Source organism: Streptomyces sp. NPDC025618 (assembly GCF_055558795.1).
The window spans coordinates 363,736-384,761 of record NZ_JBVHLW010000001.1; the positions used below are offsets into that span (position 1 = coordinate 363,736).

General features: G+C 73.9%; 19 protein-coding genes and 1 other RNA gene. 10 read left to right on the top strand and 10 right to left on the bottom strand.

Translation table 11 applies throughout. The features are described 5' to 3' along the window. The first annotated feature begins 12 nt into the window (after positions 1 to 12). Together efeU and ACZ4A5_RS01620 are read left to right on the top strand one after the other, a co-directional pair. The gene (gene efeU, locus ACZ4A5_RS01615) at positions 13 to 981 is read left to right on the top strand and encodes an iron uptake transporter permease EfeU (RefSeq protein WP_398867387.1); all 969 of its coding nucleotides are present in this window, start codon (positions 13 to 15) and stop codon (positions 979 to 981) included. Further along, positions 899 to 1,834, top strand: coding sequence for an SCO2278 family lipoprotein (locus ACZ4A5_RS01620; protein ID WP_467577257.1), 936 nt, complete (start codon positions 899 to 901; stop codon positions 1,832 to 1,834). Before efeU ends, ACZ4A5_RS01620 begins: the two co-directional genes overlap by 83 nt. A 344-nt stretch (positions 1,835 to 2,178) precedes the next feature. Here the strand turns inward: ACZ4A5_RS01620 and ACZ4A5_RS01625 are convergent, their stop codons facing one another. Both ACZ4A5_RS01625 and ACZ4A5_RS01630 read right to left on the bottom strand, forming a co-directional pair. Then, the gene (locus ACZ4A5_RS01625; RefSeq protein ID WP_467577027.1) at positions 2,179 to 2,892 is read right to left on the bottom strand and encodes a bifunctional DNA primase/polymerase; all 714 of its coding nucleotides are present in this window, start codon (positions 2,890 to 2,892) and stop codon (positions 2,179 to 2,181) included. Between the two features lie 120 nt (positions 2,893 to 3,012). Then, a complete protein-coding gene (locus ACZ4A5_RS01630; RefSeq protein ID WP_398867389.1) occupies positions 3,013 to 3,621 on the bottom strand; it encodes a TetR/AcrR family transcriptional regulator in 609 nt (202 codons plus the stop codon). 128 nt (positions 3,622 to 3,749) lie between these two features. On the opposite strand from ACZ4A5_RS01630, the gene ACZ4A5_RS01635 reads away from it, so the two are divergent. Both ACZ4A5_RS01635 and ddaH read left to right on the top strand, forming a co-directional pair. After that, positions 3,750 to 3,932, top strand: a complete 183-nt coding sequence (locus ACZ4A5_RS01635) for a DUF6243 family protein (RefSeq protein WP_467577031.1) — start codon at positions 3,750 to 3,752, stop codon at positions 3,930 to 3,932. 122 nt (positions 3,933 to 4,054) lie between these two features. Further along, positions 4,055 to 4,885: a dimethylargininase gene (ddaH, locus tag ACZ4A5_RS01640; protein WP_467577260.1), complete on the top strand. Its 831-nt coding sequence runs from the start codon at positions 4,055 to 4,057 to the stop codon at positions 4,883 to 4,885. 110 nt (positions 4,886 to 4,995) lie between these two features. Here the strand turns inward: ddaH and ACZ4A5_RS01645 are convergent, their stop codons facing one another. Both ACZ4A5_RS01645 and ACZ4A5_RS01650 read right to left on the bottom strand, forming a co-directional pair. Then, positions 4,996 to 6,012: a small ribosomal subunit Rsm22 family protein gene (locus tag ACZ4A5_RS01645; protein WP_467577034.1), complete on the bottom strand. Its 1,017-nt coding sequence runs from the start codon at positions 6,010 to 6,012 to the stop codon at positions 4,996 to 4,998. 31 nt (positions 6,013 to 6,043) lie between these two features. Beyond that, positions 6,044 to 7,324, bottom strand: coding sequence for a Bcr/CflA family multidrug efflux MFS transporter (locus tag ACZ4A5_RS01650; protein ID WP_467577036.1), 1,281 nt, complete (start codon positions 7,322 to 7,324; stop codon positions 6,044 to 6,046). A 211-nt stretch (positions 7,325 to 7,535) separates the two neighbouring features. Between ACZ4A5_RS01650 and ACZ4A5_RS01655 the strand changes: the two genes are divergently transcribed. Further along, the gene (locus ACZ4A5_RS01655) at positions 7,536 to 7,958 is read left to right on the top strand and encodes a hypothetical protein (protein ID WP_467577039.1); all 423 of its coding nucleotides are present in this window, start codon (positions 7,536 to 7,538) and stop codon (positions 7,956 to 7,958) included. A 93-nt stretch (positions 7,959 to 8,051) separates the two neighbouring features. Here the strand turns inward: ACZ4A5_RS01655 and yaaA are convergent, their stop codons facing one another. Beyond that, positions 8,052 to 8,858 (bottom strand): peroxide stress protein YaaA, encoded by an 807-nt coding sequence (gene yaaA / locus ACZ4A5_RS01660; protein WP_467577042.1) that lies wholly within the window; start codon positions 8,856 to 8,858, stop codon positions 8,052 to 8,054. Between the two features lie 108 nt (positions 8,859 to 8,966). Between yaaA and ACZ4A5_RS01665 the strand changes: the two genes are divergently transcribed. The 4 genes from ACZ4A5_RS01665 to ACZ4A5_RS01680 all read left to right on the top strand — a co-directional run bounded on the left by ACZ4A5_RS01665 (position 8,967) and on the right by ACZ4A5_RS01680 (position 12,347). After that, complete coding sequence (locus ACZ4A5_RS01665) at positions 8,967 to 10,439, top strand: RNB domain-containing ribonuclease (RefSeq protein WP_467577045.1); 1,473 nt, start codon at positions 8,967 to 8,969, stop codon at positions 10,437 to 10,439. 68 nt (positions 10,440 to 10,507) lie between these two features. Next, positions 10,508 to 10,909, top strand: an RNA gene (gene rnpB, locus ACZ4A5_RS01670) — RNase P RNA component class A. Between the two features lie 153 nt (positions 10,910 to 11,062). Further along, entirely contained in the window at positions 11,063 to 11,686 is a 624-nt protein-coding gene (gene eda, locus ACZ4A5_RS01675) for a bifunctional 4-hydroxy-2-oxoglutarate aldolase/2-dehydro-3-deoxy-phosphogluconate aldolase (RefSeq protein ID WP_467577048.1), read from the top strand. Positions 11,687 to 11,906: 220 nt separating this feature from the next. After that, entirely contained in the window at positions 11,907 to 12,347 is a 441-nt protein-coding gene (locus tag ACZ4A5_RS01680) for a hypothetical protein (RefSeq protein ID WP_467577051.1), read from the top strand. A 40-nt stretch (positions 12,348 to 12,387) separates the two neighbouring features. Here ACZ4A5_RS01680 and ACZ4A5_RS01685 read toward each other — a convergent pair whose 3' ends face one another. The 4 genes from ACZ4A5_RS01685 to ACZ4A5_RS01700 form a co-directional block, all read right to left on the bottom strand. After that, on the bottom strand, positions 12,388 to 13,566 hold the full coding sequence (locus tag ACZ4A5_RS01685) for a bifunctional RNase H/acid phosphatase (RefSeq protein WP_467577054.1): 1,179 nt from the start codon (positions 13,564 to 13,566) through the stop codon (positions 12,388 to 12,390). 5 nt (positions 13,567 to 13,571) lie between these two features. Beyond that, positions 13,572 to 14,315 (bottom strand): zinc ribbon domain-containing protein, encoded by a 744-nt coding sequence (locus tag ACZ4A5_RS01690; protein ID WP_467577263.1) that lies wholly within the window; start codon positions 14,313 to 14,315, stop codon positions 13,572 to 13,574. A gap of 16 nt (positions 14,316 to 14,331) precedes the next feature. Beyond that, on the bottom strand, positions 14,332 to 15,171 hold the full coding sequence (locus tag ACZ4A5_RS01695) for a Nif3-like dinuclear metal center hexameric protein (RefSeq protein ID WP_467577057.1): 840 nt from the start codon (positions 15,169 to 15,171) through the stop codon (positions 14,332 to 14,334). A 65-nt stretch (positions 15,172 to 15,236) separates the two neighbouring features. Further along, the gene (locus ACZ4A5_RS01700; protein WP_467577061.1) at positions 15,237 to 16,274 is read right to left on the bottom strand and encodes an ABC transporter substrate-binding protein; all 1,038 of its coding nucleotides are present in this window, start codon (positions 16,272 to 16,274) and stop codon (positions 15,237 to 15,239) included. Positions 16,275 to 16,574: 300 nt separating this feature from the next. Here ACZ4A5_RS01700 and ACZ4A5_RS01705 point away from each other — a divergent pair, with 300 nt between their 5' ends. Beyond that, positions 16,575 to 19,430, top strand: a complete 2,856-nt coding sequence (locus tag ACZ4A5_RS01705) for a hypothetical protein (RefSeq protein ID WP_467577064.1) — start codon at positions 16,575 to 16,577, stop codon at positions 19,428 to 19,430. Positions 19,431 to 20,081: 651 nt separating this feature from the next. Here the strand turns inward: ACZ4A5_RS01705 and ACZ4A5_RS01710 are convergent. Continuing rightward, a complete protein-coding gene (locus ACZ4A5_RS01710; protein WP_467577068.1) occupies positions 20,082 to 21,023 on the bottom strand; it encodes a 3-oxoacyl-ACP reductase in 942 nt (313 codons plus the stop codon). Positions 21,024 to 21,026 lie beyond the last annotated feature (3 nt).

Below are 21,026 nucleotides of genomic sequence, written 5' to 3' on the forward strand. Positions count from 1 at the left end.
AGGGGAAGCCGCGTGTTCGGCAACTACCTGATCGGTCTGCGCGAGGGCCTGGAGGCCAGCCTGGTCGTCTGCATCCTCGTCGCCTATCTGGTCAAGACCGGGCGCAAGGACGCGCTGCGGCCGATCTGGCTCGGCATCGCCGTGGCCGTGCTGCTGAGCATGGGCTTCGGCGCGCTGCTCCAGTTCGGCTCGCAGAGCATGACCTTCAAGGCCCAGGAGATGCTCGGCGGTTCGCTGTCGGTCGTCGCGGTGGGCCTGGTGACGTGGATGGTCTTCTGGATGCGGCGCACCGCGCGGCACCTGAAGAAGGAGCTGCACGGCAAGCTCGACGCGGCGCTCGCGATGGGCACCACCGCGCTGGTCGTCACCGCCTTCCTCGCGGTGGGCCGGGAGGGCCTGGAGACCGCGCTGTTCATCTGGACGGCCGTGCAGGCGACGGACGACGGCGTACGGCCGCTGGTCGGCGCGCTGCTGGGCCTGCTGACGGCCGTGGTGCTGGGCTGGCTGTTCTACCGCGGCGCGTTGAAGATCAACCTCGCGAAGTTCTTCACCTGGACCGGCGCCATGCTGATCGTGGTGGCGGCGGGTGTGCTCGCCTACGGCTTCCACGACCTCCAGGAGGCCGACGCGCTGCCGGGGCTGGGCAGCAAGGCGTTCGACATCAGCGAGCAGATCCCGGCCGACAGCTGGTACGGCACCCTGCTCAAGGGCGTCTTCAACTTCCAGCCGGACCCGACCTGGCTCCAGGTCGCGGTGTGGGCGCTGTATCTGATACCCACCCTCCTCGTCTTCTTCGCCCCGGGTAGGGTGGCGCCGTCCCGAGCCGCCACCAAGGAGTCGACGTCCCATGAGACCCCGGCCGTCCCGCCGATCGCCGATAGCCCCGGCGGCGCTGACCGTGTCGGCGCTGCTGCTGACGGCGACCGGGTGCGTGACGGTGCACGGCGAGCGGGAGATCATCCCGGCGGTGGACAGGGCTGAGGCCCCCAAGGTCCTCCAGCGCTTCACGGAGGGCTACAACGAGGCGTACCGCAAGCTCGACCCGGGTGTCATAGCCCGGGTCGAGAGCGGTCCGCTCGCCGAGATCGGCAACGCCGACATGACGACGCAGAGCGCGCTGACGCCGGGCGGCAACCCCGGCTATCCGCCCCTCGTCCTCGACGACGCCCGCTTCACGATCCCCAAGCAGGCCGGCTGGCCGAAGTTCTTCCTCGCCGACACCCGCAGCAACCGCGACGGCAACCGCTGGTTCGTGGTCTTCCTGCGCGACGGCGTCAAGGAGCCCTGGCGGGCCGCCTATCTGTCGATCCTCAGCCCCGACAAGGTGCCGTCCTTCGCGACCGACAAGGACGGTTACGCCGAGGCCGTGCCGGCCGCCAAGGGCGAGGACCCGGGCCTGGCCGTCGCGCCGGACGCGGTGAGCGCCGCGTACACCGGCTTCCTGCGGACCGGCGGCGGCCGGACGTTCGCGCCGGGGCCGCGCACGACCGGTCTGCGCGAGGACCGCGACAAGATCCGGCGGACGCCCACGTTCTGGACGGAGTTCATCGACACTCCGGAGGCCGCCGACGGCTTCCCCGCCCCCGCCCTGCGCACGTCCGACGGGGGCGCGCTCGCCTTCTTCACCGCGCATCACCGTGAACGGCGCACGATGGCTCAGGGCCTGCGGCCCGCGATCACCGATCCGCGGATGAAGGCGCTGCTGCGGGGTGATCTTCAGCGGTCGGTGACGTATACGAAGGTTTCGGAGTCGGCGGTGCGGATTCCGAAGTCTTCGGGGGCGGTGGTGTTCTTGAACCGGATCGAGAGCGTGACGGGGGTGAAGGGGGAGTAGTTCGGGTGCGGGTGCGTTGCGCCTGCGGCGGGCTTGTACCCCAGCCCCGCCCCTTCCCGAACTGGGGCGCGCGCCCCAGGCCCCCGGCTGCGGGTTTCGTTGCCGCCTGCGGCGGGAGCGGCCTGCGGCCGAGTCCTCAATCGCCGGACGGGCTGATTGTGCGGACCGTAACCAGCACAATCAGCCCGTTGGGGGCACCTCTGGGGGCACCCCCGGACGGAGTCTGGGGGAGGTAGCTGGGGGAGATTGAGGACAACGCGCGAAGCGTGTTGCTGGGGGTCTGGGGCGCAGCCCCAGTTCGGGAAGGGGCGGGTAGGGGAACAAGCCGCCCGCCAGGGCCGGGCCTACCGCCCGATCGGCCACGCCTCGGACTCGTGGTGTTCAACCTGCCCACACGCATCCGTAAGAGCCTCAAGCAACGACAACGGGTCGGGAAGACCCCGCTCAGGCCCGTACAGCCAAGCCACCTGCCCATCGGACGGCAGCCGCGACGGCGGCAGGAGAACATAGCTGCCACGGCAGTGCCAGCGCAGCCCGGGATGCTCGTCCAGCGTCTCCGGGTGGCAGTCGAGCTCGCAGGGCCACCACTCGTCCTCGTCGTCGGGCGTGCCGCGGGTGGCCGTGAAGAAGAGCATGCGGTCGGGGGTGACGGTGGCGACCGGGCCCACCTCGACGCCGGCCGCCCCCAGCCGGTCGAGGGCCTTGCGGCCGGCCTCGGCGGGGACGTCGAGAACGTCGTGGGCGATGCCGGTGGCGGTGATGAAATTGGCCTCGGGCTGGGCCCGCAGCCACTTGGTGACCTGTTCGGCGTCGGTGGTGGCGAGGGTCTGCCAGGCGAAGGAGACGGGGTGGCGGCCGGGCGTCGGACAGCCGATGCGCTCACAGGAACAGCCGTAGCCCGACGGGTGCGCGGCGGGGGCCAGTGGGAAGCCCGCGGCTGCCGCGGCCAGGAGCAGTTCTTCGCGGGCGGCCTCCGAGGCCGCTCCGGTACCCGTATCGCCGCCCGCTCCGCTCCTGGAGCGGCGCAGCCACTGGGAGAACCTGCTCTTGCGTTCCATCTATCCCCTCACTTCGACCGCGGTCCGGCCTCAATGCTGCCACCATCCGGGGCCTGGTGTGACCGTCGGACGTATCCGGACGGTGTGAGACGGACCGCTCGCGCGGCCCCCGCGCCGCCGTCAGCGGGGGGCGAGGCCCCGCAGCGCCAGCTCGACGACGGTGTCCGCGTAGGCGTGGGTCAGCGGCAGGGTGCGGGTCTGCCAGCGGTGGAAGAGCGGGCCGACCAGGAGTTCCAGGGCGATCCGCAGGTCGACGTCCTCGGCGAGCTGCCCGGCCCGCTGGGCGGCGCGCAGCCGGCGGACGTACGCCTGGAGCTGGGGTTCGAGGACCTTCTCGGTGAGCGCGCGGCCGAGCTCGGGGTCGTTCTGCGTCTCGGCCTGCAGGGCGCGGGTGGGGGCGTCGAGGCGCTCGCTGGTGAGGTCGTCCACCGTGGCCCGCAGCACGAGCTTGAGGTCGGCCTCCAGGTCACCGGTGTCGGGCAGCTCGATGTCGGCCGGGTCGATGCCCTCGGGCACGACCGCCTCGAAGAGGACCGCGGCCTTCGAGGGCCACCAGCGGTAGATCGTCTGCTTGCCGACGCCCGCGCGGGCGGCGATGGCCTCGATGGTGAGCTTGGTGAACCCCACCTCCGCGACCAGTTCGAGGGCTGCGTCGAGGATCGCACGGCGGGAGCGCTCGCTGCGGCGGCTGACGTCGGGGCTCTTGGGAGCGGGCGTCTTCTGGGACATGGCCGCATCCTAGCGAGCACGCGCGCACCCCACGAACCGATACGTATCGTCTTGACAAGACGACGCGTCTCGTTCAGTCTTATGAGTGAAGCGAGACGGAGCGTCTCGCAGGACTGGAAGGGGATCCCATGAGCCGGGGCAGCGCGGGCAACATGCTCGGAGTCGGCGGCACCCGCAGCAACCTCTCGCGCGGCGCGCTCCGCGGCGGCGGCCGCGGCGGCCGCACCGGGGGCGGCGCGGACGCGAACGCCCAGAAGCGGGAACTGCTGCGGAAGTTGCGCGAGGGAAGGGGCGGAACCACCGGAGCGTGAGCGGGTCACGGGTAAACCACCCGTACGGTTCATGCGCCAAAGCCCTTGGAGCGAGGACGATTTGGGGCACGTGCCACAACCCCGCACGTGCCCCACACCACCGTGAGGAGCTCTCCTTGCGTATCGCTCCACCTGCCACCGCCGCACCACGACGGGCCGCCGGACCGCGGCGCTATCTGATGTGTCCCCCGACCCACTTCAGGGTCACCTACTCCATCAACCCCTGGATGGATCCGGCCAAGCCGGTCGACCTGCCCCTCGCCCTCGCGCAGTGGGAGGACCTGCGCGACCGGTACCTCGCCCTCGGGCACACGGTGGAAGTGCTCGAACCGCGCCCCGAACTGCCCGACATGGTCTACGCCGCCAACGGCGCCACCGTCGTCGACGGGCGGGTGCTGGGCGCCCGCTTCGCCCATCCCGAGCGGACCGCCGAGGCGGCCGCGCACGCGGAGTGGTTCCGCGGGCACGGCTACCGCGACGTCCTCGAACCGGAGCACATCAACGAGGGCGAGGGCGACTTCGCCGTCACCGCCTCCTGGCTGCTCGCCGGGCGCGGCTTCCGCAGCAGCCCGCTGTCCCACCCCGAGGCACAGGAGTTCTTCGGCCGCCCGGTGATCGGGCTCGACCTGATCGACCCGCGCTACTACCACCTGGACACGGCGCTGTGCGTGCTCGACGGCGACGAGGTCATGTATTACCCGGGGGCCTTCTCACCCGGCAGCCGGGCCGTGCTGGAGCGGCTCTTCCCCGACGCGCTGATCGCCACCGAGGAGGACGCCTCGGCGCTCGGTCTGAACGCGGTGTCCGACGGCCGCCATGTGCTCCTGCCGCAGGCGGCGGTGGGGCTCTTCGAGCCTTTGCGGGCGCGGGGGTACGAGCCGATCGGGCTGGATCTGGGCGAGCTCTTGAAAGGGGGCGGGAGTGTGAAGTGCTGCACGCTGGAGTTGCGGTGACGGGCAGTCAGGTAGTGCGTCGGCCGCGGGCCGGTGCGCCGCCTGCGGCGGGAGCGGCCCGCCGCCGCGTCCTCGAACGCCGGACGGGCTGATGCCAGCCCGTCCGGCGATCAGTCGTCGTCCCGCTCGGCGCCCCACTCATCGCCCCAATTCACATCCCGCGCCGCCCTGTAAAGATCACCGTGCCGCTTCGTCACCGTCTGTCTCGTGAGGCCGTCCCCGGGGGTGCACAGGTCGAGCAGGACCTGGCCCTTGCGGATCTGCGGTTTGCGTACGACGCGGGCCGGCGCCGGGGGCACGTCGAGGTCGCGCACCGCGGCCACGTACGAGAACTTCTCGTCCTCGTACGGCAGCGAGCCTCCCTTCACCTGCCGGTGGAGGGAGGAGCGGCTCACCCGGGCGGAGAAGTGGCACCAGTCCGTGCCCCGCTCTATGGGGCAGGCGGCGCTGTGCGGGCAGGGGGCGACGACGCGGAAGCCGGCCGCGATCAGGCGGTCGCGGGCCTCGATGACGCGGAGGTAGCCCTCGGGCGTGCCCGGTTCGATCAGGACGACGGCGCGGGCGGCGCGGGCCGCCTCGTCGGTCACCGCGCGGCGGTCCGCCTCGGTGAGCTCGCCCAGGACGTACGAGACGGTGACGAGGTCCGTGCCGTCCGGGATCGCGAGGGCGCCGCCGATGGTCTGCCGCCGCCACTCGGCGGCGCGCAGGCCCGCGTCGTGCGCGGCGCCGGCCAGTTCGGCGCCGAGCGCGAGGGCGGGCTCGGCCCAGTCGAGGACGGTCGTGCGGCGCTCGTGCCCTTCCCACGCGGCGGCCACCGCCCAGCTCGCGGCGCCCGTACCGCCGCCGACGTCGACGTGCGTGGCGGGCACCCACGCCGGGAGCCGGTCCCGGAACGCCTCCAGCGCGGACCGCACGGCCTCGAAGGTCGCGGGCATGCGGTAGGCGGCGTACGCGACGACGTCGGAGCGGTCCCGCAGCACGGGGGTGTGCGTCGGGGTGCGCCCCCGGTAGTTGGCGATCAGCCGCTCGACGGCCTGCGCGGCGACGCGCGGCGGCAGCCCGTCGAGCACCGCGGCGAGCGCGGACCGCAGATTGTCGGCGACGGGAAGGGGGTGGGGGGCGTGCATTCGCAGAATTCTACGGTCTGGGCGAAGGGCCTCAGCTGCCGGACCGGGCCCGCCAGGGCCGGCACAGCAGCACAAAGCTCAGCACCGCCGCCACGGCGCAGACCACCTGCACCACCGCCATCGGCACGGCCGTGCCCTCGCCCGCGATGCCCACCAGGGGCGAGGCCACGGCGCCGAGCGCGAACGTCGACGTGCCCAGCAGGGCCGACGCCGAGCCCGCCGCGTCCCGCGAGCGCATCAGCGCCTGGGCGTTGGTGTTCGGCATGGCGAGGCCCATCGCCGACATCAGCACGAACAGCCCGGCCGCGACCGGCACCAGTCCCGCCTTACCGAAGACGCCGGAGGCCATCAGCAGCAGGGCGACGGACGCGAGGGTGACGACGGCGAGCCCGACGGCGAGCGCCTTGTCGAGGCTGACGCGCCCGACGAGCACCTTGCCGTTGATCTGGCCGACGATGACGAGGCCGATGGAGTTGAGGCCGAAGAGCAGGCTGAAGGTCTGCGGGGACGCCCCGTAGATGTCCTGGATCACGAACGGCGACGCGGAGATGTAGGCGAAGAGAGCGGCGAAGGCGAAGCCGCCGGAGAGCATGTAACCGGCGAAGACGCGGTCGCCGAGGAGCCCGCCCATGGCCCGCAGGGTCTCGCGGAGCCCGCCGGCCTGGCGCCGTCCGGGCGGCAGCGTCTCGCCCAGGCCGCGCCAGACGACGACGGTGAGCAGCAGGCCGACGACGGTGAGGACGGCGAAGACGCCCCGCCAGTCGGTGATCCGCAGCACCTGTCCGCCGATGAGCGGGGCGACGACGGGGGCGACCCCGGAGATCAGCATGAGGGTGGAGAAGAAGCGGGCCATGGCGTCGCCGTCGTAGAGGTCGCGCACGACGGCGCGGGCGATGACGATGCCCGCCGCGCCCGCCAGCCCCTGCACGAGGCGGAAGGCGATCAGCAGTTCCGCGGTGGGCGCGAAGGCGCAGACGGCGGTGGCGAGGACGTAGATCATCATGCCGGCGAGGAGGGGCCGCCTGCGCCCCCACTTGTCGCTCATGGGACCGACCACGAGCTGGCCGAGCGCCATGCCCAGGAGGCAGGCGGTGAGCGTGAGCTGGACGGTCGCCGCGGGCCGGTGCAGGGCGTCGGTAACCTCCGGCAGCGCCGGGAGGTACATGTCCATGGACAGCGGCGGCAGGGCGGTGAGACCGCCGAGGACGAGGGTGACGAGCAGGCCCGTGCGCCGGGCCGCGGCTATGCGGTCGCCGGAGCCGCCCTCGGGGGCACGCTGGGGCGCGGCTGTGCCGCGGCCGGGGTCCGTCATGCGTCGCACTCCACAGTAGTTGTCGGATCAACCATTCAGTCCACCATGGTGACATGATCACCGGCGGCCGGGCCCGCGCCGGCAGGCCCGTGAAGAGCCACAGGGACCTCAACTCCCTTGAATTACATGGCATCCACAGGCAACCCGGACCCCGCGTTTCCCGTGTTCCTCGATGAAGGCCATGAATCAGGTCTACAGGGAGGAACACGCCATGAACCGCGCATACCGCCTCGCCCTCACTGGTGCCCTCGTCGCCGGCGGCGCGAGTGCCGCCTTCGCCGCCGCCCCGTCCGCTTCCCCCTCTGTTTCCTCCGCCTCCCCCTCTGTTTCCTCTGTGTCCCCCTCCGCCGCGATATCCGCGCGGCCCGCGCTGACCGCGCAGGCGAGCACGGCCACCGTCAGCGCCTGGCAGGAGTTCCGCGTCTCCGGCAAGGCGACCGGCATCAAGGCGGGCACGAAGGTCACCCTCCAGCAGAAGCAGGGCTCCACGTGGGTCTCGCTCCCCGCCACCGTCGCGGTCGACAAGAACTCGGCCTACTCGATGCGCGTCAAGCTCGGCATCAAGGGCAAGAACTCCCTCCGCGTCACGGGCGGCCAGGCGACGTCCCCCGAGTTCACGGTCACGGTGCGCTGACCGGCCACAGCCCCGAAGGCCCCGGCCCCCACCGGGGCCTTCGGCCGTCCTGGACCCCGGTCGGATCTCCGCCGGACCCCCGCCAGTCCCCCGTCAGACCTCGGTCACCACGACGTCCAGCGCCCACGGCCGGCCCGCGCGGGCGGGGGCCGCGGCCTCCACCGTGTACTCCAGGTCCCGCAGCGCGGTCACCAGCTCCGGCACGTCGGCGGGGACGACGCCCGCCGTAAGGAGGTCGCGGACCAGGCGGCCCTTGGTCGCCTTGTTGAAGTGGCTCACCACGGACCGCTTCTCGACCCCGTCGACGATCTTCGACTGGAGGACCCGCACCGTCGCGGTGCGGCTCGCCGCCTCGCCCTTGGGCTTCCACGCCGTGGCGTAGGCCGCCGACCTCAGGTCGAGCACCAGCCCGTCCGCCGCCTCCTCCGCCAGGTGCGGCTCCATCGCGCCGCGCCAGTACGCGCCGAGCGCGCCCAGCCCCGGCAGCCGTACGCCCATCGAGCAGCGGTACGACGGGATCGGGTCGCCCACCCGCACCGCGCCCCACAGCCCGGAGAAGACCAGCAGGGAAGCCTCCGCGCGGCGGCGCGCCGCCGGGGGCAGGCCGGCCAGGCCCAGCGCGTCGTACAGCACGCCGGTGTAGACCTCACCGGCCGGGCGGGCGCCCGCCGTGCGCAGGCCCGCGTTCTTCGCGATCTCCCCGCGCAGGCCGGGCGAGAGCCCCAGCACCTCGGCGGCCTTGTCCGCGTCGGCCGCGCACAGCTCCACCAGCTCCGTCAGCACGGCCTCGCGCGCCCCGGACAGCCCCGGCAGCGACAGTGCCCCGAGGTCGAGCGCGGCCCCGGGCCCGCCCTCGACGGCCGTGGCCTTCCCCTCGGACGGCGGCAGCAGCACGCGCACGGTCGATCTCCTCCAGTGGTTCTTCTTCGGGTACGGCCCCGGGGCAGCCTAACGCCGTGCGCCGCTCCCGCCGTGCCCCGCGCCCGCGCCCCGCCTACGCTCGATGTCATGCCCCGCCGGCCGATCCACGTGACCGACGCTGACGGCACGCCCCTGCGGGCCGCCCTGCGCGAGCTGCGCGCGCGGTCCGGGACACCCGTGGACTTCCCGGCCGAGGTCCTCGCGGAGGCCGAGCAGGCGGCGGCGCGGCCCCGGCTCCCGGCGCGCGACGCCACCGATCTGCCGCTCTTCACCGTCGACCCGCCCGACTCGCGCGACCTGGACCAGGCGATGTTCCTCGCGCGCCGGGGGGCGGGCGGCTTCCGGGTGCACTACGCCATCGCCGACGTCACCGCCTTCGTCCGCCCCGGCCAGGCTCTCGACGCCGAGGCGCACCGCCGCGTCATGACCCTCTACTACCCGGACCGGCGCGTGCCCCTGCACCCCGACGTCCTCGGCGAGGGCGCCGCCAGCCTGCTGCCGGACCACACCCGGCCCGCCCTGCTCTGGCAGTTCGACCTCGACCCGGACGGCCAGGTCGAGCGGGCCGACGTGCGCCGTGCCCTCGTCCGCAGCCGGGCCAAGCTCGACTACGCGGGCGTGCAGCGCGCCGTGGACTCCGGCACGGCCGAGGAACCGCTGTGCCTGCTGCGGGAGGTCGGGCTGCGCCGCGAGGAGTTGGAGCGCGCCCGCGGCGGCGTCTCGCTCGACGTCCCCGAGCAGCAGATCGTCCGCCGCGGCAACCACTACGCCCTCGAATACCGCGCGCCCCTGCCCGCCGACGGCTGGAACGCCCAGATATCCCTGATGACCGGCATGGCCGCCGCCGAGCTGATGCTCAGCACGGGCACCGGCATCCTGCGCACCCTCCCGCCCGCGCCCGGGTCCGCCGTCGCCCGGCTGCGCCGCGTGGCCCGCGCCCTCGGCGTCAACTGGCCCGAGAACATGCCCTACGCCGTGGTCGTCCGCGCCCTCGAACCCACCCACGCCCAGCACGCCGCCTTCCTCCAGGAGTGCACCGCCCTCCTGCGCGGCGCCGGGTACGCGGTCTTCGACCACGAGCGGCCGTCCGCCCACCCCGTCCCCACCGACCCGGCCGCCCTCGCCCACGCCGCGCTCGCCGCGCCGTACGCCCACTGCACGGCCCCGCTGCGCCGCCTCGTCGACCGCTACACGGGCGAGCTGTGCCTGGCCGCGGCCGCCGGGACCGACCCGCCGGAGTGGGTGCGGGCCGCGCTCGACGCCCTGCCCGGCGAGATGGAGACGGGCGCGCGGCGGGCGGCCGAGGTGGAGCGGGAGTGCGTGGACCTGGTCGAGGCGGCGCTGCTGCGCGACCGGATCGGCCAGGTCTTCGACGCGTACGTCGTCGACGTCCAGGAGGAGCGCCCCACCGCGGGCACCGTCCATCTCTACGAGCCCGCCGTGGTCGGCCATGTCGAGGGCGACGGGGACGGCCCGCCCCTGCGGCTGGGCCACCGGATGCGGGTCCGGGTGATCGAGGCGGACCCGGGCCGGGACAAGCTCTGGTTCGCTCCGGCGTGAGGGGCAGGGCGCGGGGAGCGAGGTCCAGGGGGCTGCGTCACGCCAGGTAACATGGTCGGCACGGCGGACGAGCCGGCCGGGCGGCCGCGTGGGATCTTCGGATCTCCCGAGGAACGTCCGGGCTCCACACGGCAGGGTGGTGGGTAACGCCCACCCGGGGTGACCCGCGGGACAGTGCCACAGAAAACAGACCGCCGGAGGCCGCGAGGCTTCCGGTAAGGGTGAAACGGTGGTGTAAGAGACCACCAGCGTCCGGGGTGACCCGGACGGCTAGGTAAACCCCACCCGGAGCAAGGTCAAGAGGGGTCGCCTCACGGCGGCCCTGCGCGGACGACCGAGGGCTGCCCGCCCGAGTCCGCGGGTAGACCGCACGAACCTGTCGGCAACGGCAGGTCTAGATGGATGGCCGCCTCCCCGGCCGCCGCGAGGCGACCGGGAGACAGAACCCGGCGTACAGGCCGACTCGTCCGCCGGCCATCGTGAGCGAGGCCCCCTGAACTGCCGAAGCGGCAGGGCAGGGGGCCTTCGCCGTATGCCCGTGAGCCGGGCGCGAGGCCCTCGCGTTGCGTCCTCCGCAACCACCATTGCGCGCCTCACTCCCCCACGGCAGGATGCCGTGCGTGATGCCACCCCGTGACGTGCTCAGCCTCGCTCCCGTGCTGCCGGTGGTCGTGCTCGACGACCCCGGCGACGCCGTGCCGCTGGCGCGGGCGCTGGTGGCGGGCGGGCTGCGGGCGGTCGAGATCACGTTGCGTACGGGCGCGGCGCTGGAGGCGATACGGGCCGTCGCGGCGGAGGTGCCGGAGGCGGTCGTCGGGGCGGGGACCGTGCTGACGCCCGATCAGGCGGAGGCGGCGACGGCGGCCGGGGCCGGGTTCCTGGTGAGCCCGGGGTGGACGGAGCGGCTGCTGGCCGCGGCGACGGCGGCCGGAGTGCCCTTCCTGCCGGGGGTGTCGACCGCCTCGGAGGTCATGGCGCTGCTGGAGCGCGGCGTGCGCGAGATGAAGTTCTTCCCCGCCGAGGCCGCGGGCGGGCCCGCGTTCCTGAAGTCCCTCGCCGGGCCGCTGCCCGCGGCCCGCTTCTGCCCGACGGGCGGCATCGGCCCGAAGACGGCGCGTGCTTACCTGGCCCTGCCCAACGTCGGCTGCGTGGGCGGTACGTGGATGCTGCCCGCCGACGCCCTCGCGGAGCGGGACTGGGGCCGGGTGACCGAACTCGCCCGCGCGGCCGCGTCCTTGCGCGGCTGAACCGACGTCACGGGCCCCGCGATCACGCAGCGGTCACCTCAGCCCACCGGTCCGGTGTCGTCCGAAAGGGTCAATCCGAGAAACGCGCCATGGAACGCCATCGAACGCCATGGCCCCGCCGTACCTGCACCGCCACTCTCCCGCGGCCCGCGAACCTCCGCCCTTGAGCCGTGATCACCGCGCCTGACCCGCGCTCCTTCCGCGTAGCCTGCTGCTCGCCATGAACGATTTCGTTGACGAGGCCCGCTCGCGAGTCGCACACCTGCTCAGGATGGCCAACACCACGGACGCCCGGATCAGGGCCCGGATCATCGAGTACGCGGACACCACCCCGGAGCCGCCAGTCATGAGCCGCGCCGGGATCGTCACCACCGGCTGCCCGCGCTGTCTGAGGACGGCGTGGCGGCAGCACGACGCCGAGGGCCCCGTGTGGGTCTGCGCGTCGTGCGGTCATGTGGAAGGAGTGATCGTGAAGTGCCCCCACTGCGCTGTCGCCATGACACCGCCGCCCATGGGTGCCCCCGACCGCTGGCAGTGCCCGACGTGCCCGCGCGTCGCGGCGACGGGCGAGAGCCCCCAGGACATCGAGGAGCGTGAGCGGCAGCGCCTGGCCGCGCTCGCGGCCCTGAACGAGGCGATAGCACTGCGCGTCGCGGAGTAGCCGGGCGGGCTCCCGTCGGCGGCGGGAGCCCGTCGTGCCGCTATCGCAGGTGCGACGTGTCGTTCAGCAGCCGTACGGAGGCGTTGCCGTCGGCGTAATAGGCCACCGCCGAGAGGGAGGCCGCGGACAGCTCCATCCGGAACAGCGACTCCGGCGGGGCGCCCAGCGCGAGGCGGACGAGGGTCTTGACCGGGGTCACGTGCGTGACCAGGAGGACCGTCCGGCCCGCGTAGCGCGCGAGGAGCCTGTCGCGGGTGAGCGCGATCCGGCGGGCCACCGTGGCGAAGCTCTCGCCACCGCCGGTGGGCGCGGCCTTGGAGGAGGCGAGCCAGGCGTCGAGGTCGTCGGGGTGGCGCTCCTTGACCTCGGCGAAGGTCAGGCCCTCCCAGGCGCCGAAGGACGCCTCGCGCAGGCCCTCCTCGACGCGCGCCTCCAGGCCGAGGCGCGCGGCCACGACGGCGGCCGTCTCCCGGCAGCGCCGCAGCGGCGAGGTGACGACGGCCTGGACGGTGCCGCGGGCGGCGAGGGCGGCCGCCGTGGCCTCGGCCTGGCGGCGCCCGGCGGGCGAGAGCGCGGGGTCGTCGCCACCGCTGCCGGAGAACCGCTTCTGCGGTGTCAGGGCCGTCTCGCCGTGCCGCAGCAGGACGAAGGTGGTGGGCGTGCCGAGGTCGGCGGGTGCCGCCCAGCCGACGGGCGCGGCCTTGGGCTCGGCGAGCGGGGGCCCGTCCGGGAGCGCGGGTATGACGGGTTCCGGGGCCGGCCGCTCGCGGACGGCCGCGGCGGACGCGCCGGGCTCCCACTGCCTGCCGAGCCGCCCGGCGTCCATGGCCTCGTTGGCGAGCCGGTCCGCGTGCTTGTTCTGCTCGCGCGGGATCCACTGATAGGTGACACGCCCTGCCGGGAGGACCGTACGGGCCTCGGCGGCCAGCGGCTTCATGTCCGGGTGCTTGATCTTCCAGCGGCCGGACATCTGCTCCACGACGAGCTTGGAGTCCATCCGGACCAGGACGACGGCCTCCGGGTCGAGGGCCTTCGCCGCCCGGAGCCCGGCGATGAGGCCCTTGTACTCGGCGACGTTGTTGGTGGCCGTGCCGATGTACTCGGCGGCCTCCGCGAGCGCCTCGCCCGTCGCCGGGTCCAGCACGACCGCGCCGTAGCCGGCGGGGCCCGGGTTGCCCCGGGACCCTCCGTCGGCCTCGACGACGAAGCGACGCGCCATGGGTGCTACAGGCCCGACTCGGAGGTGCGGACCAGGATGCGGGTGCAGTTCTCGCAGCGCACGACGGTCTCCGGGGCGGCGGCCCGGACCTCGTTGAACGCGGTGATGTCGAGCTCCACGCGGCAGCCCTCGCAGCGGCGCTGGTAGAGGCGGGCCGCGCCAACGCCGCCCTCCTTGACGCGCAGCTTGTCGTAGAGCTTCAGCAGGTCGGCCGGGATGGATCCGGCGACGATCTCGCGCTGCTTGGTGACCGAGGCGGCCTCGGCGTCGATCTCGGCGAAGGCTGCGTCGCGGCGCGCGACGGCGTCGTTGACCTTGGCCTGCACGGACTCCACGCGGCCGGCCAGCTCGGTGGCCCGCTCCTGCGCGGACTCGCGGCGCTCCATGACCTCCAGGACGACGTCCTCCAGGTCACCCTGGCGCTTGGCGAGCGAGGCGATCTCGCGCTGGAGGTTCTCCAGGTCCTTGGCGGACATGCCGACGCCGGTGTCCAGGCGCTGCTGGTCGCGGGCGGCGCGCTGGCGCACCTGGTCGACGTCCGACTCGGCCTTGGACTGCTCGCGGGCGGTGTCGCTCTCCTCGGTCTGCGCGGCGACGAGGAGGTCGCGGTGCTGGATGAGGTCGGCCTCCAGCGAGGTGATCTCGGCGTGCTCGGGCAGGCTCTTGCGCTTGTGCGCGAGCTGTCCGAGGCGGGTGTCCAGGGCCTGGAGGTCGAGAAGGCGGATCTGGTCGGCGGGCGCGGCGTTCAGTTGGGGGCTCCTGTGGTTACTTGTGCGGGAAGGAGGACGCCGCGTGGGCGGTCCAGGGGTCGGTGACCGTACGGGAGATGTGGGTGCGCAGGCCCCACCCGTGGCGGTCGGAGATCTCGTCGAGCTGGGCGGCGGCCTGCTCGGTCCAGGGCCACTCGGTGGCCCAGTGCGCGGCGTCGACCAGGGCGAGCGGGCTGTGCTGCTGGGCCTCGGACGCGGGGTGGTGACGCAGGTCGGCGGTGACGTAGGCGTCCACGCCCGCGGCCCGCACCTCGTCGAAGAGCGAGTCGCCGGAGCCGCCGCAGACGGCGACCGTGCGGATCGTACGGTCGCCGTCGCCCGCGACGCGGATGCCCTGCGCGGTGGAGGGCAGCCGCCGGGCGGCGCGCTCGGCGAACTCGGAAAGCTTCACCGGCGGGTCGACCGCGCAGATCCGGCCGAGGCCGCGGCGGCCCTCGGGGTCGGTCGGGTCGGGCACCAGCGGTCCGGTGACGCGCAGGTCGAGCGCGCCGGCGAGGGCGTCGGAGACGCCGGGGTCGGCGCGGTCGGCGTTGGTGTGCGCGACGTGCAGGGCGATGTCGTGCTTGATGAGGGTGTGCACGGCCCGGCCCTTGAAGGTGGAGGCCGCGACCGTGGTCGTCCCCCGCAGATAGAGCGGGTGGTGGGTGACGAGCAGGTCGGCGCCGAGCTTCACGGCCTCGTCGACGACCTCCTGCACGGGGTCGACGGCGAAGAGGACCCGGCCGACGGTGGCCTCGGGGTCGCCGCAGACGGTGCCGACGGCGTCCCACTGCTCGGCCCGCTCCGGGGGCCACAGAGCGTCGAGGGCGGCGATGACTTCAGACAGTGCGGGCACGGGGGAAAGGCTACCTGTCCGACGTGCCCGCACGGCCATCGCGCGGGGGGCGACCGCTCCGGGCGCTACTTCACCAGGAAGCCGCGAAGATCGTCGAGGACGCTGTTCGCGGCGGTGACCCCCAGGCCGAGGTACCAGGTCTCGTCCTTGACGTCCTTGGCGTGCCCGTCCTTGACCGCCTTCAGGTTCTTCCACAGGGGGTTGTCCTGGGCGCTGTCGCGCTTGGTCTTGTCGGGGTCGCCGTAGACGCCGGTGAAGATCCAGTCGGCGTCCGCCTGATCGATGTTCTCCGGGCTGATCTGCTCGGCGAGCTTGTCGCCCTGCTGGTTCTTCGGACGCGGCAGGCCGGCGTCCTTGAGAACGGTGCCGATGAAGGACTGGCCCGCGTAGAGGCGGGTGAACTGCGGCATGTAGCGCAGCATGGTGATCGTCGGCTTCTTCTCCCCGACGTCCTCGCCGAGCTTCTTCGCCTTGGCCTCGTAGGCGTCGAGGTTCTTCCTCGCCTCGGCGGTCCGGTCCAGGGCGGCGGCGTTGAGGAGGTAGTTCTCCTTCCAGGTGAAGCCCGGGCGGACGGAGAACACGGTCGGCGCGATCTTCGACAGGTTCTTGTAGCTCTTCTCCGCGCGCAGCTTGCTGCCGAGGATCAGGTCGGGGTGGAGGTCGTTGATGGCCTCCAGGTCGAGGTTGTTGATGGTGCCGACGCTCTTGGGCTCCCCGGCGTCCTTCTTGAGGTAGTCGGGGATGCCCTGGCTGCCCTCGGTGGGCGCCCAGCCGACCGGCTTCAGGCCGAGCGAGACGACGTTGTCGAGCTCGCCGACGTCGAGGACGACGACGCGCTTGGGCCGCTCCTTGATCTCCGTGGTGCCCAGCGCGTGGGTGACCGTGCGCGGGAACCGGCCGGGCGCCGCGTCCGTGCCCATCTTCCTCGTCTGCTCGCCGGCCTTGCCGAAGTCCTTGCCGCCCTCGGCCACGGCCTTGGAGCCGTTGCCACCGTCCTTGCCCGCCGAGTCCTTGCCGTCGTCGGAGGAGCCGCAGGCCGCGAGGGACAGCGCGGCGGCTATGGAGAGGGCGACGGCGGCGGGGCCGCGGCGGCGAAGGGACATCACGTGCTCCAGGAGTGAGGGGTGCGAACGGGGTACGGAGGCATACCCGTCGAGCGGCCGTCAAGACGGCCGGTCCAGCCACTTAGGTACGCCTTACCTTAATCGGGCGGCGCTGCACGAAGCACACCCACCCCCCATCGCTCAGGCGAATCGGACATCCGCCACCCTTACGCGTGAAGCGGACCCGCTCTCATTGTTCGGCAGGTAGTGCGATAACTACGTTCAGTGCCGGAGGTGACGTTTCTCATGACGGTCTGTGCCCCCCAGAGCACTCCACAGAGCACCCCACGGAGTGCGTCGATGGACATGAGACGCGCGGCATTCACGGTCACAGCGGACGGTTCGTACGCCGCGCGGCTGGCCCTCGACGGCGGAACGGGTGGCTGGTTTCCGGAGCGCTGGACGCTCGACGGCCCCGAACCGTACGCCGTGCCGCTGCCCGGCCCCCAGCCCGAGGAGCCCGACAGCGATGTGCTGCCGCTCTCCGACGGCCGGGTCCTGATCCGGCGCAAGGTGGCCGAGCGGCACACACTCTCGCTGCTCTACCCCACCGGCCCCGGCACCGGAGAGCTGCAGGTCGGAGCCGTGGAGTGCGAGCGGCTGTCCCTGCTGCCCCCGGCGCCCGGCGGCACCGCGGCGTACGGCCTGGTGCACCACGAGCGCTCCACCGCGCTGTGGCTGCTGCACGGTGGCGCGTTCGGTCCCGAGCGGATCGCCGAGGTCGGGGGCCGCTGCACGGGCGGCGCGTGGCTCGACCGTACGGGCCGGCTGCTCGCCCTCGACCGCGAGCACGACGGGCGCACGAAGACCGTGATCGTCGATCTCGGGCGGGGTGGCGCGATCAGTCCCCTCCTCCAGATCACCGAGGAGAGCCAGGACCGGCTGCTGCTGGCCGACCCGTACAGCGGTCTCCTGCTCGTCCGCTCGGACGCGCCCGGCCACGACCGGCTGGGCTGGGGGGTGCTGGGCTCCGCGCGGCCGGTGCGCTTCCCGGAGTGCCTGCGGCTGCCCGACGCCGTGCTCACCCCCTTCGCCGCGCAGCCCGGCCAGGAACTGGCGCCCGAGGGGTGCGCGGTGGCGTTCCGCATCGAGGGGCCGACCGGCAGCTGGGTGGGCGTGTGGCGCCCGGCGGCCCGCCGCCTCCAGCAGTTCCCTGCCCCGGCGGGCTGGCTGGTGGGCACGGGCCTGTGGACCGCGGCCGGCGAGCTCCGCCTGCCGTACGTGACGCCGTACGTGCGCTGCGGCCTGGCCCGCCTGCGCCTCCCGGACACGGACCGCGACCGGGCGCGCGGCGAGGACCGGGATACGGCCCGCGGCCCCCAGGGAGCCCCCACACCCCCACCGGCCGCCGCCCATCCCCGGGGGCCGAACCCGCCCCCCGGCCCGTCGGGGGCACCGAGGCCCTCACGGGGGGAACCGGCGCCTCCTGAACGGGCCGGCGAGACAGGCCCGTTGCCCTCGCGGGGGGCACCGGCGCCTCACGACCGGGCCCGCATGGCAGGTCCCATGCCACCGCTGGGGGAACCGGCATCCACTGAACGGGCCCGCATGGCAGGCGCCATGCCGCCCGTCGGCGAACCGGCGCCTCCGGCCCCATCGGCCGCCGACCGGGCCCGCGTGCCGAACCCCACGCCCGGTACGCCAGGGGGCCCGGCTCCCACCGCCCCGTCACTCTCGGACCGGGGCCCCCAACCAGCCGGTCCGACCGCCCGGCATGTCCCACCTGATGCGATCCGGACCCCGGGCTCGCTGGGAGATCCCGCCCCCTTCCGGGCCCCGGGCAACGCCCCGGCGAGCCCGTCCGCCGCCGCGGCCCGGCCGCACACTCCCGACCCGACGCGCGCCCCCGGCCCGGCCCCGCTCGGGGAACCGGCACCGCTCCGATTCCCGGGCAACACCACAGCAAGCCCGTCCACCTCCGCGACCCGGCCGCTCACCCCCGACCCGACGCGCACCTCCGGCCCGGCCCCGCTGGGAGGTCCCGCCCCCCTCCGGGCCCCGGGCAACGCCCCGGCAAACCCGTCCGCCTCCGCGACCCAACCGCACTCCCCCGCTCCCACCCCACTGGGAGAACCCGCACCGGGCAACGCCCCCGCACCCCGGCACCTCCCTCCCGGCCCGGCGCCGCTCGGAGCAGCGGCACCCTCCGACCCATCGGCCGCCGACCGGGCCCAGGCGCCGGACCCCACGTCCCCGCCCCGGACCACCGACCCGCTGGAGCAGCCGACTCCACTTCGGGCCCCGGCGAGCCCGTCCGTCTCCACGAGCCGGCCGCTCACTCCCGACCCGATGACCCAGCTGGGCGCGCCGGCCCCCGGGCAGGCCCGGCCGGCGGACGGCGTACCCGCGCCTCGAACTCTCCCTCCCGACCCCGGTCTGCTGGAGCGGCCGGCAACCGCCGCCCGGGGGCAACAGCCCGACGGGCAGCCCCGGATCGTGCCCGCTGAGGCGACGGGGCCGTCCGCCGACCGGGGCCGCCTGCCGGAAACCGGCCCGGCGCGTCCCTTCGCTTCCGACCCGCCGGGGCAACCGGCACCCGTGGCCCAGGGCGCGCGCCCCGGCCAGGCGAGCCCGGCCGCCTCCGTCTCCACGAGTGCGCCGGACCGAGCCCTGGGCCTGACCCCCCACCCGGTGGACCCGTCCGCCGCCGCCCCTCCTTCGGCCCCCGACCAGGCCCGGATTCCGTCGCGCGAACCGGCGGGCCCCTCCCCCGCGACCCCGGATCCGGTCCCGCCGGGGCACAGGCCGACCGACGCCGCCGGTCGGCCCCGGACCCCGGACCCCGAGCCGATGCGCCCGGCCGTCCCGACCGCCCGGAGCGTGCTCCGGGATCTGGCGGAGCCCTCCCCCGGGCCTGCCCCGGCCCGGAGACCGCTCGCCACGCCGGATCCCGTGCGGGCCGCCGCCTGCGACACGGCGGCCCAAGGGCTGATCCCCGTGCCCGTGCAGGGGCCCGTGCTCGGGCCGCCGGCCCAGCGGGTGGAGCCCGAGCTGTGGACCGCCGTGCCGCCGTCCGTCTATCCCGGGCGGCCGGCGGCGATGCCGGAAGCCTGGTCGGCGGCCGCCCGGCCCGCCCCGGCCGTGCGGGGGTACGAGTGCCCGTCCCGGCCCGTGCCCCTGCAACAGGCACCGCTCGGGCGGAATCCCCATCCCTGAGCGGGGCGACTCGCCGACGGACCGGGTGGCTAGGCGATCAAGGTCCCGTTAGTATCGGGCGGGGGCTGCGCAGCTGTACCGGACGGACACCGGAGTGGACCGGACGGTCGTGCGCGGAAAGTGTGTTGACTTCCGTCGACGCCGTGCGCCACTGCCATGGCCCCCGAGCGCAGAGCACGCAGACCCCATCCGACGGAGTGACTTTCCCCATGCCCGACGCCCGAACCGACACGACCGAAGCGCGCCCTCTCGAGGCCGCCCAGGCCGCAGCCGCCGGCTCCGGCAGGCACCGTGGCCCGGCCTCACCGCAAGATGCCAGTGCGCCTGCGCACGGCAAGCACCGCAGAACGGACCGGTAGTAGTTCTGGTCGGCCGACGGGCCGGAAGTCGCTGATCTCAGTGGCTTCCGGCCCGTCCGGCTCGGGGCTCCCGCCCAGTCCTCGGCTGCGGGTCAGTCGGCGCCTGCGGCGGGCTTTTTCCCCAGCCCCGCCCCTTCCCGAACTGGGGGCAGGCCCCCCCAGACCCCCAGCAACACGCTTCGCGCGTTGTCCTCAAACGCCGGACGGGCTGGATTGCGCACTCAGATCAGCCAAATCCAGCCCGTCCGGCATGAGGACAACGCACAAAGCGTGCCCCGCAACCCACCCCCCGTCACGGCCGCCGCTTCAAGCCCAGAATCTCCTTCGCCGCGAACGTCTCGCCCAGCGGCCGCGTCGCGAAGTACGGCGTGAGCGCGGCCTCCAGTTCCTCCACCCCGAAGGTGCCCTCGGCGGCGTCGAACTGTGCCGCGATCCGCGGGCGTTCCAGCACCGCGACCATCCCGCCGTGGACCACGAAGACCTGCCCGGTCACCCCGGCGGCCGCCGGGGAGGCGAGATAGGCGACGAGCGGGGAGACGTGCCCGGGCGCGAGCGCGTCCGGCTCGCCCTCGGGGACGCCGATACCCGCGAAGACGTCCTCCGTCATCCGGGTCCGCGCCCGGGGGCAGATCGCGTTGACCGTCACCCCGTACTTCCGCAGCGCCTCCGCCGTCGACGTGGTGAGGCCGACGATGCCGCCCTTCGCGGCCGCGTAGTTCGGCTGGCCCGCCGATCCGGCGAGGAACGCCTCCGACGAGGTGTTGACGACCCGTCCGTAGACCGGGCGGCCGGTCGCCTTCGACCGTTCCCGCCAGTACGCGGCGGCGAAGCGCGTGGTGTTGAAGTGCCCCTTGAGGTGCACATGGATCACGGAGTCCCACTCGTCCTCGGTCATCGAGAAGACCATCCGGTCGCGGAGGATGCCCGCGTTGTTGACGAGGATGTCGAGCGATCCGCCGCTGCGGACGGCCAGTTCCACCAGATCCCGGGCCTGCGCGAAGTCGGCCACGTCACCGGCGTGGGCGGTGGCGAGGCCGCCGGCCGCCCTGATCTCGGCGACGACCCGCTCCGCGGGCCCGGCGGACGCGGCGCCGGAGCCGTCGCGGCCGGGCCGGCCGTGGTCGTTGACGATGACGTGCGCGCCGAGCCGGGCCAGTTCGAGCGCCTCGGCCCGGCCGAGGCCGCGCCCCGCGCCGGTGACGATCGCGGTGCGGCCCGCCAGGGATGTCGCCACGGT

What these genes read in the sequence shown, in the direction of transcription:
- ACZ4A5_RS01625 (WP_467577027.1), bottom strand. Translation starts at nt 2,892, where the DNA reads ATGGAACGCAAGAGCAGGTTCTCCCAGTGGCTGCGCCGCTCCAGGAGC.
- ACZ4A5_RS01630 (WP_398867389.1), bottom strand. Translation starts at nt 3,621, where the DNA reads ATGTCCCAGAAGACGCCCGCTCCCAAGAGCCCCGACGTCAGCCGCCGC.
- ACZ4A5_RS01635 (WP_467577031.1), top strand. Translation starts at nt 3,750, where the DNA reads ATGAGCCGGGGCAGCGCGGGCAACATGCTCGGAGTCGGCGGCACCCGC.
- ACZ4A5_RS01645 (WP_467577034.1), bottom strand. Translation starts at nt 6,012, where the DNA reads ATGCACGCCCCCCACCCCCTTCCCGTCGCCGACAATCTGCGGTCCGCG.
- ACZ4A5_RS01650 (WP_467577036.1), bottom strand. Translation starts at nt 7,324, where the DNA reads ATGACGGACCCCGGCCGCGGCACAGCCGCGCCCCAGCGTGCCCCCGAG.
- ACZ4A5_RS01655 (WP_467577039.1), top strand. Translation starts at nt 7,536, where the DNA reads ATGAACCGCGCATACCGCCTCGCCCTCACTGGTGCCCTCGTCGCCGGC.
- ACZ4A5_RS01665 (WP_467577045.1), top strand. Translation starts at nt 8,967, where the DNA reads ATGCCCCGCCGGCCGATCCACGTGACCGACGCTGACGGCACGCCCCTG.
- eda (WP_467577048.1), top strand. Translation starts at nt 11,063, where the DNA reads ATGCCACCCCGTGACGTGCTCAGCCTCGCTCCCGTGCTGCCGGTGGTC.
- ACZ4A5_RS01680 (WP_467577051.1), top strand. Translation starts at nt 11,907, where the DNA reads ATGAACGATTTCGTTGACGAGGCCCGCTCGCGAGTCGCACACCTGCTC.
- ACZ4A5_RS01685 (WP_467577054.1), bottom strand. Translation starts at nt 13,566, where the DNA reads ATGGCGCGTCGCTTCGTCGTCGAGGCCGACGGAGGGTCCCGGGGCAAC.
- ACZ4A5_RS01700 (WP_467577061.1), bottom strand. Translation starts at nt 16,274, where the DNA reads ATGTCCCTTCGCCGCCGCGGCCCCGCCGCCGTCGCCCTCTCCATAGCC.
- ACZ4A5_RS01705 (WP_467577064.1), top strand. Translation starts at nt 16,575, where the DNA reads ATGGACATGAGACGCGCGGCATTCACGGTCACAGCGGACGGTTCGTAC.